10 protein-coding genes are annotated in these 12846 nt (G+C 71.2%); 1 reads left to right on the top strand and 9 read right to left on the bottom strand.

Annotation, left to right across the window (positions count from 1 at the left end):
• Positions 1 to 55: 55 nt before the first annotated feature.
• The 3 genes from ACF1GV_RS00295 to ACF1GV_RS00285 form a co-directional block, all read right to left on the bottom strand.
• Positions 56 to 877: an anti-sigma factor family protein gene (locus ACF1GV_RS00295; RefSeq protein WP_391676538.1), complete on the bottom strand. Its 822-nt coding sequence runs from the start codon at positions 875 to 877 to the stop codon at positions 56 to 58.
• On the bottom strand, positions 877 to 1458 hold the full coding sequence (locus ACF1GV_RS00290; protein ID WP_103784269.1) for a sigma-70 family RNA polymerase sigma factor: 582 nt from the start codon (positions 1456 to 1458) through the stop codon (positions 877 to 879). Before ACF1GV_RS00290 ends, ACF1GV_RS00295 begins: the two co-directional genes overlap by 1 nt.
• A 219-nt stretch (positions 1459 to 1677) precedes the next feature.
• Entirely contained in the window at positions 1678 to 2343 is a 666-nt protein-coding gene (locus ACF1GV_RS00285) for a CGNR zinc finger domain-containing protein (protein WP_391676536.1), read from the bottom strand.
• Between the two features lie 158 nt (positions 2344 to 2501).
• Here ACF1GV_RS00285 and ACF1GV_RS00280 point away from each other — a divergent pair, with 158 nt between their 5' ends.
• On the top strand, positions 2502 to 3029 hold the full coding sequence (locus ACF1GV_RS00280; RefSeq protein WP_391676534.1) for a DUF1772 domain-containing protein: 528 nt from the start codon (positions 2502 to 2504) through the stop codon (positions 3027 to 3029).
• 601 nt (positions 3030 to 3630) lie between these two features.
• Here ACF1GV_RS00280 and ACF1GV_RS00275 read toward each other — a convergent pair.
• The 6 genes from ACF1GV_RS00275 to ACF1GV_RS00250 form a co-directional block, all read right to left on the bottom strand.
• The gene (locus ACF1GV_RS00275) at positions 3631 to 4782 is read right to left on the bottom strand and encodes a uroporphyrinogen-III synthase (RefSeq protein ID WP_391676533.1); all 1152 of its coding nucleotides are present in this window, start codon (positions 4780 to 4782) and stop codon (positions 3631 to 3633) included.
• Between the two features lie 140 nt (positions 4783 to 4922).
• Entirely contained in the window at positions 4923 to 6302 is a 1380-nt protein-coding gene (locus ACF1GV_RS00270; protein ID WP_391676531.1) for an MFS transporter, read from the bottom strand.
• A 260-nt stretch (positions 6303 to 6562) separates the two neighbouring features.
• Entirely contained in the window at positions 6563 to 7702 is a 1140-nt protein-coding gene (locus ACF1GV_RS00265) for an amidase domain-containing protein (protein ID WP_391678417.1), read from the bottom strand.
• A 151-nt stretch (positions 7703 to 7853) separates the two neighbouring features.
• Positions 7854 to 9137: a hypothetical protein gene (locus ACF1GV_RS00260; RefSeq protein ID WP_391678416.1), complete on the bottom strand. Its 1284-nt coding sequence runs from the start codon at positions 9135 to 9137 to the stop codon at positions 7854 to 7856.
• Between the two features lie 56 nt (positions 9138 to 9193).
• Positions 9194 to 11383 carry a transglycosylase domain-containing protein gene (locus ACF1GV_RS00255; protein ID WP_391678414.1) on the bottom strand — a complete coding sequence of 730 codons (2190 nt, stop codon included), beginning with the start codon at positions 11381 to 11383 and terminating at the stop codon, positions 9194 to 9196.
• Positions 11384 to 11741: 358 nt separating this feature from the next.
• Positions 11742 to 12713: a LysR family transcriptional regulator gene (locus tag ACF1GV_RS00250; RefSeq protein WP_391676530.1), complete on the bottom strand. Its 972-nt coding sequence runs from the start codon at positions 12711 to 12713 to the stop codon at positions 11742 to 11744.
• Positions 12714 to 12846: the final 133 nt, after the last annotated feature.

Genomic DNA, 12846 nt, shown 5'->3' with positions numbered 1-12846 from the left:
GGGCAGCGCCTGTCGGTGCCGAAGAGGCAGGGCGCGCCTCGCAGCCGCCGGCGGCTCACGCCTTGATCTGCACCAGTTTCTGCCCGTCGAACGTCATCACCTCGAAGTGGTCGATCTCGTTCGGTGTGAACGCCGCCCCGCCCCCGATGTACAGCGGATTCTTCGCCTCCTCCGTCTTCGCGTTCGGGATCCCGTACCCCCACCCAGGGACCGACCACGAGGAAACGGTCTCGCGCTCACCGTTCTTGCCGACGGCGATCAGGCTGCACTTCAGCGGACCCTTGACGTTCTTCAGTTCCAGGACCGCCTGCGTGCCCCAGTCCTTCTGTGCCATGCCGACGGTCCCGGTGACGTCGGTCGCCGCGTCGTGCGCCGTGACCTTGTCGCCCATCGTGGAGAACAGGGTCTTCGCGGGGCTCGCCGGCGCGGCCTGCGTCGTACCCCCGGAGTCCGAGCCGGTCGTGGCGACGGCGACCAGCGGACCTCCGACGATCAGCGCGGCGGCCGCGGCCACCATGTAGAAACCGCGGCGGCGCTTGGCGGCCCGCCGTTCGGCGATCTCGTCGACGAGCTTCTCCGCCAGCCGCGGGCTGGGCCTGGCCGACAGGGACTCGCCGATCACGGGCGTGCCGGCGCCGGGCAGGTCGGCGAGCGCGGACAGCATCGGTTCCATGCCGGCGAGTTCGTCGAGCTGCTGGGCGCACCATTCGCAGGTGGCGAGGTGGGCTTCGAAAGCGGTTGCTTCGGCGTCGTCGAGAATCCCCAGGGCGTAGGCGCCGACGGTCTCGTGTTCGTTCGGGCCCGGTGATCCCTGCATGGGTCCAGTGTTACCCGGGCCTTCCATGCCGAATCCTCGCATGTCCCCGTATCCGCTCATCACGCCGTCACCCCCCGCTCCTCCAGTGCCAGCTTCATGGACCGCAGGGCGTAGAAAACCCTTGAGCGGACGGTGCCGCTGGGGATGCCCAGCGTCTCGGCCGCCTCGTTGACGGTACGCCCTTTGAAGTACGTCTCGACGAGCACCTCCCGGTGGGCCGGGGTCAGGTCGTCGAGCGCGTCCGACAGCGTCATCAGCCACAGCGCTTTGTCGATCTCGTCCTCCGCGGGGATGACCTCCAGCGGCGACGGATCGACCTCCTGCGGCCGGGCCTGCCGGCTGCGGTGGCCGTCGATGACGATGCGGCGTGCGACCGTCACCAGCCAGGGGCGTACCGAACCGGTCGCTCGATTGAGCTGGCCGGCGTTCTTCCAGGCACGGATGAGCGTCTCCTGCACAACGTCCTCGGCGCGCTGCCGGTCTCCGGCGACCAGGCGCAGCACGTAGGCGAGCAGGGGTCCGGCGTGCTCGCGATACAGGGCGCGCACCAGCTCCTCGTCGGGTTCCGACGGCTGGGAAGCGCGATGTCGGGCCCTCGATCCACGTTCATTGGCCACGACGGAATCCTTGCGCACGCCCACCTCCGGTGTCCGGGGCTTCCCCCCAGTCGGTCGCTCGACCACGGGTACGGAAGAGGGGCGTCCGATGTTCAAAACGCGGGGACGATTTTCGCGGGGCAGGGTGACGAGGACGGACATGCACCCACATTCCCGCCCCGCCTTCTTTACATTTCCCCCACCGCGAGCAAGGTCGCCACTCGTTTCCCTACGGGAGCGTAGGTACACATGGTGTAACCGAGATCACTTCGGCGCTCCTCGGGCCGGCGTCGACGCACTTCGGGCGGACGGGGCGAAACGGGTGCCCGCGGGGGCGCCGGGTTGGCGGGAGGCGACCCGGCGGCGGTGCCGGGCCACCCGCTCGCGGTTGCCGCACACCTCGCTGGAGCACCAGCGGCGCCGGCGGCCCCGGGAGGTGTCGAGGTAGACGATCGGGCAGTTGTCGCCCTCGCACTGGCGCAGCGCCGCCCGGGCGACGGGGTCGGTGAGCAGTTCCACGGCGTCCCGTGCGACCGCGGCCAGCAGGGCGGCACACTCCGGGGCGTCCGCCAACGCCCGCACGAGCGTGCCGTCCTGGAGGCGTGCGGCGCGCGGAGCGGGTGGCGGGGTGCGGGCGGCGTCGTTGACGCGGGCGAGGGCGAGGTCGTACGGCAGGGGGCCGGGGGCGAGCCAGCCGCGCACCAACTGGCCCAGGTCCTCGCGCAGTTCGCGGAAGCCTCGCAGCCAGGTCAGGTCGGCGTGGGCCAGCGGGGTGCCGGACGGGACGAGCCCCGAGCCGGTGATCCAGGCGCACAGCACCTCGACGGAGCCGAGCCGTTCGACGGGGTGCGTCGTGGCGAGCAGGTCGAGACAGACCCGCCCGGCGTCGAAACGCAGTTCGTCCGGTGCCGTGGCCGTACCGAGTGCCATGTCCCTGTCACCGCCTAGGGTCGCCCCGCGGAATCGCTCCCCTCCACAGTGCCTGCCCACCGGCACGCCGGGTAGCCCTCCGACCGCCTGGACGCCCGCGCATGCGCTCGCGCGCCTGAGCCATGTCCCGCGGCGACGCCCGCCGCTTGACTGAGGACATGGCTGATACGACGGACAACAGGCCGCGGTCGACGGCCGCCGGGACGGTACTGGGCGCGGCCGCGGTCACCTCGGGGCTGCTCGCCGGGGTCTTCCTCATCTTCGCCTGCGCGGTGATGCCGGCGCTGGCGCGCAGCGACGACCGCATCTACGTCGAGGTGATGCGGGACATCAACGACGTCATCCAGAACCCGTTGTTCCTGGGCGTGCCGGCCCTGACGGCGCTGGCCGCGTGGCAGCTGCGGGCGGCGCCGGGGCGTGGCCGGGTGTGGGCGGCGCTGGCCGCGTCCGTCCTCGCGTTCGCGGTGACGGTCGTCGTGAACGTCCCTCTGAACGACGCGCTGGCCCGCCCCGGTGATCCGGCGGCGCTGCGTGAGCACTTCGAGGACCCGTGGGTGACGTGGAACGTGGTCAGGACGGTCCTGACCACACTGGCGACGGTCTTCCTGACCGCCGCGCTCCCACGCGCCCGCCGACCGCTGCCGACGGCTGCCGCCGACGTACCCCGCCACCCGGCGTTGCGGTGACCGTGGCGGGCTGCCGCTCGGCATCACGGTGACCGGGGTGGCTGCCGCCCGGCGTCACGGTGACGGGCGTCGGGCTGCCGCCCGGCATCACGGTGACCGCGGGGCGGGAGGCCCGGCCCGGCGCGAGTGCCGCGGACGTGCCCCCGGTCGGCCCGGCGCGCCCGCGGACGTGCCTCCGCATCTCCCCGCCCAACGGCGGCGGAACGGCAGCCGCGCCCCGGCCCGGCGCGAGTCCCGCAGACAGAGCCCCGCCCGCCCCACCCGCCGCGGGCCCGCATACCCAACCCCGCGCGGCTCCCGCCCGCCGCGGGGCGCACAGACCGACCCGCCCCAACCCCAGCCCGGCAAGGCTCGCCCACGGACCTCCGCACCACCGCAGGCACGGCGCGAGGCCCGAAGACCTACCCCCGCTCCCCCGCCCAGGGCAGGAGACCCACCCCCGCACCACCCCGGACACGGCGCGGAACCACAGAGGTACCCTGCACGACCCCCGCCCGGTGCAGGCCCACAAACCCACCCCGCACCACCCCCGCCCGGCGCAGGCCCACAGGCCTGCCCACCCGGCGCAGGCCCACAGACGTCCCCCCGAACCCCCGGAGGGCTACGCGTCCGCGTACTTCGCGTCGGCTGCTGGGTCCAGGGCGAGGCGGTAGCCGCGCTTGACCACCGTCTGGATCAGTTTGGGGGCGCCCAGCGCCGTGCGCAGGCGGGCCATCGCCGTCTCCACGGCGTGCTCGTCGCGGCCGGCGCCCGGCAGGGCCCGCAGCAGGTCGGCGCGGGCCACCACCCAGCCCGGCCGCCGGGACAGGGCCCGCAACAGGGACATCCCGGCCGGCGGTACGGGCCGCAGCTCACCGTCGACCAGCACCGCGTGCCCGCGGATCTCCACCCGGTGCCCGGCCACGGGAAGCGAGCGGGCCCGGCCCGGCAGCTCCTGGCAGAGCAGCTGCACCAGCGGCCCGAGCCGGAAGCGCTCCGGCTGCACGGTCTCCACCCCTTGCGCCTGCAACGGCACCGCGGTGACCGGGCCGACGCAGGCGGGCAGCACGTCGTGCTGGAAGGCGGCCAGCAGATCCGGCAGCAGCCCGCGCTCCTCCGCCCGGTTCAGCAGGGAGACCGCGGCGGGCGCGCTGGTGAAGGTGACGGCGTCCACCCCGCGAGCCACGGCGGCGTCCAGCAGCCGGTCCAGGGGCGCGAGGTCGTCCGGCGGCATCCACCGGTACACCGGTACGCCCACCACCTCGGCCCCGCCCTCCCGCAGCGCCTCCACGAACCCGGGCAGCGGCTCCCCGTGCAGCTGCACGGCGATGCGGCGGCCGTCGACGCCCTCGGCGAGCAGCCGGTCGAGCACCTCGGCCATGGACTCGCTCGACGGCGACCAGTCCTCGGTGAGCCCCGCGGCGCGCACCGCGCCCTTCACCTTCGGTCCGCGGGCCAGCAGCTCCACCGCCCGCAACCGCTCCAGCAGCTGCTCGCCGAGCCCCCATCCGTCGGCAGCCTCGACCCAGCCGCGGAACCCGATCGCGGTCGTGGCGACGACCACGTCCGGCGCCTGGCCGATCAGCTGCTTGGTCGCCGCCATCAGCTCACCGTCGTCGGCGAGCGGCACGATCCGCAGGGCGGGCGCGTGCAGGACGGCTCCACCGCGCCGCTGGAGCAGCGCGCCCAGCTCGTCGGCCCGGCGCGCGGCCGTCACCCCCACGGTGAACCCGGCCAGGGGTCCGTGTTCCGATCGCTGAAGCTGTTCGTCCATGGCTACTCGTCCCGCACTTCGGTAGTCGTCCCTTGCCGCCGGCATCCCCGGGCCCGGTGTACCTGCATGCCGACCGAGCCTGTCAACGGCGCGTGACAGGCTCGGTTCGGCTTGATGTCCACGGTGTTACCGATACCGCGTCACACCTCGGCGTATGTGAGCTGCGGCTCCGCCTCGGCGGCGACTGCGGCCCCGCTGCGCGCGGCCGTACGGCGAAGGTATACGGCCCATGTCACGGCGAAACAGACGCCGTAGTAGGCGAGGAAGGCGACGAACGCGCCCGTGCCGGAGCCGTAGGAGAGGAAGGACTGCCGGAAGGCGAGGTTGATGCCGACCCCGCCCAGGGCGCCGACGGCCCCGATGAGCCCCATGGACGCCCCGGACAGCCGCCGCCCGTAGGAGGCCGCCGCCTCGCCGGTGAGGCCCTTGGCCTGCGCCTTGGCCTGGAAGATGCCGGGGATCATCTTGAAGGTTGAGCCGTTGCCGAGCCCGGTGAGCACGAACAGGACCACGAACGCACCGGTGAACAGCGCCAGCGACTTCTGCATCGAGGCGAAGATCAGCACGGCGGTCGCGGCGCCCATGGCGACGTAGTTGGCGAGGGTGATGCGCGCTCCGCCGTACCGGTCGGCGAGGCGGCCGCCGAGCGGGCGGATCAGGGAGCCGAGCAGCGGACCGAGGAACGTGACGTAGGCGGCCTCCAGCGGCGTACGCCCGAACTGGTTGGTGAGCACCTGCCCGAAGGCGAAGGAGTAGCCGATGAACGAGCCGAAGGTGCCGATGTAGAGCAGGGACATGATCCAGGTGTGGGCGTCCCGGGCTGCGTCCTTGGCGGCGCCGGTGTCGTTGCGGACGTTCTCCAGGTTGTCCATCTTCCACGCGGCGAGGCCGGCGGCGAGGACGATCAGCGGGATGTAGATCCCGAGCAGTACGCGTGGTCCGCCGCCCGCGCCGATGATGGCGAGGGTGACGAGCTGGATGACGGGCACGCCGATGTTGCCGCCGCCCGCGTTGAGCCCGAGGGCCCAGCCCTTCTTCCGCAGCGGGAAGAAGGCGTTGATGTTGGTCATGGAGGAGGCGAAGTTGCCGCCGCCGACACCGGCGAGGAGGCCGACCAGGAGGAAGGTGGAGAACGAGGTTCCCGGCTCCATGACGACGAACGCGGCGATGCTCGGCACGAGCAGCAGACCGGCGGAGATCACGGTCCAGTTCCGTCCGCCGAACAAGGCGACGGCGAAGGTGTAGGGCACCCGGACGACCGCGCCGACCAGCGTGACCATCGAGGTCAGCAGGAACTTGTCGGCGGGGGTCAGCCCGTACTGCGGCCCCATGAAGAGCACCAGCACGGACCACATGGTCCACACGGAGAAACCGATGTGCTCGGACAAGACGGAGAACAGCAGGTTCCGGCGGGCGATCTTCTCTCCGGTCTGCTTCCAGAAGGTCTCGTCCTCCGGATCCCACTGCCGGATCCAGCGGCCGCCCCTGCCGGGGGCGGGAGCGGAGCTTGGGGCTGTCATGACGCCTCCACGGTGCGACGGGCTCGGTCCACGGCGGCCTTGCGGGTGGCCGGGTCCCGACGCTAGGGAGGGCGCGTTTCCGCGCTGTGGCTGTGGGTGACCGGGAGGGAACGTTGCTCTCACTCGGGGGCGGGGGCGGAGGTGAGGGCCCCGTCGCCGGCGAAGGTCCCTGTGCCGTGGGTCTCCTCCCTGCCGCGAGCCGACGTCCCTCTGCGGGACCGTCGTCACGGGGGCGGCAGGGAGGAGCCGCGGGAGCCGGATCAGGTGCGGTAGGCGTAGAAGTACGCGGTGGGGTAGGAGGCGACCAGGCTGGCCACCGACCTGTTGTAGGTGTTGGTGGAGTGGTACGTCACATACGGCACGCCATAGCGGTCGCGGTAGGTGACGATCATCGAGTGATCCTTGGACCCGTCCCGGTTGAAGTCCATCTGCAGGACGTCGCCGACGTCCAGCTGGTAGACGTTGGCGAGGCTGGTGACGCGCTTGGAGGACAGGGCGAACCAGGAGAACTCGTTGACGCCGACGAACGAGTCGGACTGGATGTCGGCGGTGCCGAACCACTTGTGCCAGTCGTCGGTGTAGCCGGGGACGTGCTTCCAGCCACCCGCCTTCAGGGACTGGCTGACGAAGTTGGTGCAGTCGCCGCCGGCCCCGTGCCCGTTGAAGTCCGGGTAGGCCGGGTTGTAGCTCTTCCAGTACTTGGCCGCGTACGCCGCCATGGCCTTGTAGTCGTAGCCGGTGGCCGAGAAGTCCTTCGGCTTGGCCGGCCCGGACCAGCTGGTGCTCGCGCGGGTCGCCGAGGGCGGGCCGTCGTCCGCGGTGGCGGTGTTCGCCTTGGCGACGGACGGCGTGACGACCTGGTTCACGGCCAGGTAGCCGTCGTCCGTGTCGCGGATGCCGGTCAGCTGCCACACACCGTGACGGTCGGCCTGGAAGGTCAGCTCGTGATGGGCCTGGAATCCGGTGGTCTTCGGTTCCTTGCCCGTCTGCTTGCTGTAGGTCAGGCTCGTGGTCTCGGTGACGGCCACCTTGGCGCGCCGGCCGTGGACCTCGGTCGCGTCGAGCGTGACGCTGGTGCTGGCCGCGCTGTACTTCTCACCCAGCTGGGCGAGGCGGGACTTGCGGCCACGCAGCTGGTCGAGCGCGGAGTCCTGCTGGCGCGTCTGCCCTCCGGACATGCGCACGGATCCGGAGAACCTGGTCGTGTGCCGCGTCCCCGTGCTGCCCTTGCCGTCCACGAGCGCCTGCGTACGGTCGGTGAAGACCGCGTCGGCCAGCCGCTGGAAGGTGGCCTTGGTGGCTGCGTCGACCGTCGGGTCGTCGGTGACGGCCGCCCCCGCACTCCAGTTGGGCAGCAGGGCCACGCCCGCCACGACCGAGGCAGCCGCGGCCGTGACTATGGTCGCGCGGCGCCGCTTACGGCTCAGTCTTCTCGATTTCAATGATGTTTCCCCTCTACGCCGGTACACCTACCGGGGAGGGGCATCTTCGCATGACATGTGCAGCGAATGTGAAGAGGGTTACGGAAGTGGAACCCGCCCGAAGGGCGCGTCACTTGACGACCGCGGACCAGTCCGGGGACTGCGCCGGATCGAGGCTGCGCAGCGCGGCCAGGGTCTGCGGCTTCTGGACGTCCATCCAGTCGGAGAGTTCCTTGAAGGACACGCACTTCACGTCCTTCTGGGTGCAGACGTGCTCGACCACCTGGTCGATGGCCTTCATGTAGATGCCGCCGTTCCAGTCCTCGAAGTGGTTGCCGATGAACAGGGGTGCCCGGCTGCCGTAGTAGACCCGGTTGAAGCCGGCCAGGTAGGAGTCGACGGTCTGCTGCTGCCACTGCGGGTACTTGGCCGCGTCACCGTGGGTCTCGCCCCCGGACTGGTTGTAGAGGAAGTTGAAGTCCATCGACAGGCCCTGGTACTTGCCGTTCTCGTACGGGAGCATCTGCAGCGGGAAGTCCCATATGCCGTTCTTCTTGGACGGCCATATCTGGAAGTCGCCCGGGGAGCTGGCGTCGTAGCGCCAGCCGTAGCTCTTGATGGCCTTCAGCAGGTTCGCCTGGCCCTCCAGGCAGGGGGCGCGGCCGCCGGTGACCTCCTGCTTGAAGTCGAAGGGGAGCGGCGGCACGTCCGTGAAGCCGGTGTTGGTCTTCCAGTTCTCAACGAAGGAGAAGAACTGGTCGATCTCGCTCTTCCACTGCTCGACGCTCCAGTCGCCGCCGCCTTTGGTCTCGCAGAAGTGACCGTTGAAGTGGGTGCCGATCTCGTTGCCGTCCTCGTAGGCGAGGCGGAGCTGCTCCAGGGTGGTGCGGATGTGGTCGTCGGTGGCGTAGTCGATCGCGGCGTCGCCCGGCGAGTGCATCGGCCCGTGGTAGAGGGACTTCTTGCTTTTGGGCAGCAGGTAGATGCCGGTGAGGAAGAAGGTCATGTGGGCGTCGTACCGCTTGGCCAGTTCCCGGTAGTGGGAGAAGAGGTGGTCGCTTCCTTCCAGGGCGCCGTCCCAGGAGAAGACGACGAACTGGGGCGGTTTCTCGCCGGGTTTGAGCGGCTCGGGCTTCAGCTGGCCCTTCTGCGGGCCGGTGTAGGAGGTGGACCCGTCGCCGAGGACCTTGGTCTTGCCGTCCCAGGAGGTCGCGCTGGGCTGCGGGGCGACGGCCTTGTCCTGCGTGCCGCCGGTGGCGGCCGACCCACTGTCGTCCGCGCGGGCCAGGGCCAGATAACCCGCCAGGAGGGAGACGACGACGATGAACGCGGCCAGCGTCAGGATCTGCGGGCGGGTGGCGGCAGGCAGGCGCCAGCGAGCGGCTGCTCGACGGCGGCCCGTAGGTGACTTCATGCGAGGCATGGGCGGCTCAATCTCCGAAAAGGACGAGGGCGGTGCGGGTCGGTTCGTCAGCCAAGACCCATCGCGGCCGACCAGAGGTTGTACGGCACGTTGTCGACGGTCGTTCCGGCCAGTCCGTCCAGGGGCAGCGGCTCCAGGGACTTCGCCAGGTCCAGGCGGTAGACGACCACCGCCGTCGACACGGAATCGGCGGTGCCGGCGTACCAGGCGGCGGTGTCCTGCCCGGCGGTTGCGGATGCGCCTCCGGCACCGGCCTTGCGCGCCGTGCCGGCCTTGCCCGCCACCCCGGGGTGGCGGGCGGCCTCGTCCGGGTGAGCGGTGCGGAAGGCGTCGGTGAGCGCCTCGGTGACCTCCTCGGCCACCTGCGCGCCGACGGCACGGGCCGCTCTCGGGACGAGCAGGGCGACCGGTGCGCCGTTGCGGGTGATCCGGCGCACCGAGTACGGCTCGGTATGACTGCCCCCGGCGGCGAAGGTGGCGTAACCGCTCGCCATCCGGATCGCACTCGGCGTGGAGCTGCCCAGCGACAGGTCGGGCACGTGCGGGCCGATGCTGGAGGGCAGCAGTCCGGAAGCCTCGGCGGTCGCGCTCACCTTGTCCAGGCCGGTGTCCATGCCCAGCTGCATGAACGGCGTGTTGACGGACCGGGCGAGCGCCTGACGCAGGGTGATCCTCCCGTAGGACTTCCCGCCGTCGTTGTGCGCGGCGACCTTCTTGCCGCTGCGGTCCCAGTAGGGGCCTTCGGGGGTGGTGACCGGGATGCCGTCGTCGCCGTCGTAGACCGTCTCCGGCGTGACGGGAGTGACGGGGCCGCTGCGCGTGGTGCGCACGCCGTGTTCGAGGCCGGCGGCGTAGACGAAGGGCAGGAACGCGGTGCCGGCCGGGACGGTGGTCGCGTTGGACTCGTTGTAGCCCTGCTTGCGGTGGTCCGGGCCGCCGTAGACCGCGAGGATCCGGCCGTCGGCGCCGACCGAGGCGGCGCCGTAGTGCCCGGTCCTGGCGGCCTCCGGATGGTCCTTCTGCGCCTTCTTGCGGGCCTGGGTGACGGCGTCGGTGAGCGCCTTCTCCCGCTTGCGGTCGAAGGTCGTGTAGATCTGGTAGCCGCCGAGGTCGAATTCCTTGTCCGTCAGGTGCCCGGCCTTCTTGGCGTACTGCGAGGCGAGCTCCACCAGGTAGTCGCTCTGCTCACCGGTGTCGTACAGCGGGTTGGTCTTGAGCGGGTCGGGGAACACCGTGTACTTCGCGCGTTCCTGCGGGGACAGCTTGCCGATCTTGACCATGCGGTCGAGGATCCAGTTCCAGCGCTCGACGGCGCGCTGGTGGTTGGCCTTGCCGAGCGTGGGGTCGTACAGACCGGCGCCCTTCAGCAGCGAGGCGAGCATGGCCGCTTCGGAGGCGTTGAGCTTGCTGACGTCCTTGCCGTAGTACGCCTGGGCGGCGCGCTGGATGCCGTAGGTGCCCCGGCCGAACCAGCTGGTGTTGAGGTACCCCTCCAGGATGTCGTCCTTGCTCATCTTGTTGTCGAGCTTGAGGGCGATCATCGCCTCGGTGAACTTGCGGCTCACCGTCTGGTTCTGGGTGAGATAGACGTTCTTGACGTACTGCTGGGTGATGGTGGAACCGCCCTCGGTGTCGCCCTGGCCCACCGTGCGCCACAGCGCCCGCGTGATGCCGGTGACGGAGACGCCCGGGTCCGAGTAGAAGCTCTGGTTCTCCGCCGCCAGCACCGCCCAGCGGACGTCCTCGGGTATGTCCTTCAGCGGCATCTCCTGGCGCTGCACCCAGCCCGTGCGGGCCATGGGCGTGCCGTCGGACCAGAAGTAGACGTTGTCCTGCTGTGTCGCGTACGAGTTGAGGTCGTCCGGTATGTCGGTGAGCGCGTAGGCGGTCACGAGGAAGCCGCAGAGCAGGACGAACGAGGTCAGGGTGGCACCGAGCCACTGACGCCAGGAGGGCAGCCACCGCCGCCATCCGGTCCGGCCGGGGCGCGGGTAGACGGGCTTGATGCGACGCGCGTAGGGGGCCGACAGGGCGAGCAGGCGGCGCGCGTGGGGCGTGAGGGGCGCGAGCAGGTTCGCCGCCCCCGTCATGGCGCGTTCCGTCGTCGAGCGGCGGGCGGTACGCCGGCGCTCGGCGCGGCCACCGCCCGCGGCAGGCTCCTCGGAGCGCTCCGCGGCCGGAGGTATTCGCAGTTGCATGGTCTCGTCCGCCGGTACGGCGCCGAGTCTGAGCTGCATGGTCGTCTGAGCATCGAGCGGCTGCTCGACGGGTCCCTCCCCGCGGGGCCGGTCCTCCCCTTGCGACGCATCGGTCACGCTTGCGTCTCCCCTCCGCACTCGCCCTCGCTCGCGCGGTGAGCTGAGCGGTCGTGGCACCAGGCTTCACAAGTTATCAGCGACATTTTCGAATCCCACGCACACCCGCAGGGTGGGAAACAACACGCATCGGACATTGAACGTCCGGAACCAGCGGGTGGCTGGACGCGCTTACCGCCTTGGCCGACAGGCCCGGACCGCTTACGGCGGTGCCGCCGCCGTGGGTCCTCGGGTGAGCCTCGAGGCAGGCTCCGGCACGAGTATCCACAGCGGACATGTGTCAGTCGTGAGACATCCCTGTGACGTCGTCGACGGCCGGAATCCATCCATCGGGCGGCCGGCGCAGCCAGCCCTCCTCGGCCGTGAGCCGGGCGGCCGCGCTGCGCAGGGCGTCGAGCGCGGGATGGGTGAGCCCGCGTCGCCACACCAGGGACACCGGCGACAGCGGCACCGGGTCGACGAGCGGCCGCACCACCGTGCCGGGCAGGGCGGGAAAGCCGACGACGGCGAGGACGGGATGGCCGGTTTTGGCCATCAGCCGCTGGAACTCCTCCTCCCCGACGGCCAGGGGAGCCGGTGGCGCGATCCGGATGCCCCGCCCCTCGAACAGCAGGCCGGCGAGATCGGTCCATTCCGGCGTGCGCGGGTTGCCGGCACCGGCGTACACCGTCTCCCCCGCCAGCGCCGCCAGCGGGACCACCTCGCGCGCGGCCAGCGGATGCGCCTCGGGGAGGATGACGGCCATCGGCTCGTGGCGCACCGGCTGGTGGTCCAGGGCGGCCCGCAGCGCCGGGTCCAGGCCGGCGAAGCGGCCGAACGACGCGTCGAGGCGGCCGGCGATCATCTCGGCGGCGGCGCCGGTCAGACCGCTCTCGTAGCGGGCCATCAGTTCACAGTCCGGGGCGAGGGCGCGGGCCCGCTCCAGGACGCGGCGGCCGGTGCCCAGGCCGGGTGAGTTGAGGTCGACGAGCAGGGGGCGAGCCTGCCCGAACGCGGCGAGCAGGTCGTCCTGCGCCTGGAGCACCCGACGGGCCAGCGGCAGCAGCCGTTCGCCGTCGGGCGTCAGCGCGACCTGCCGGGTGGTGCGCAGGAACAGCTCCGTGCCCAGGTCCCGCTCCAGCCGCCGCACGTCCCGGCTGAGCGCCTGCTGGGCGATGTACAGCCGGGTGGCGGCGCGGGTGAAGTGCAACTCCTCGGCGACGGCGACGAAGGCGCGCAGCAGGCGGGGGTCGACGGAGGACGGGGACGGCATCCGGCGAACCTACAACGCGGGTGCCTGGATCACGACCGGCTTCCACCACGGCCGGTTCCGCCGCGGACCGGTTCCACCGCGGGCCGGTTCGATCGCGGACCGGATTGACAACGGACCGGATTGACAACGTGGG

Source organism: Streptomyces sp. NPDC014006 (assembly GCF_043088925.1).
Taxonomy (GTDB): domain Bacteria; phylum Actinomycetota; class Actinomycetes; order Streptomycetales; family Streptomycetaceae; genus Streptomyces.
The sequence above is the reverse complement of the archived record's forward strand: the minus strand, read 5'-3'. Positions and strand labels throughout refer to the sequence as shown.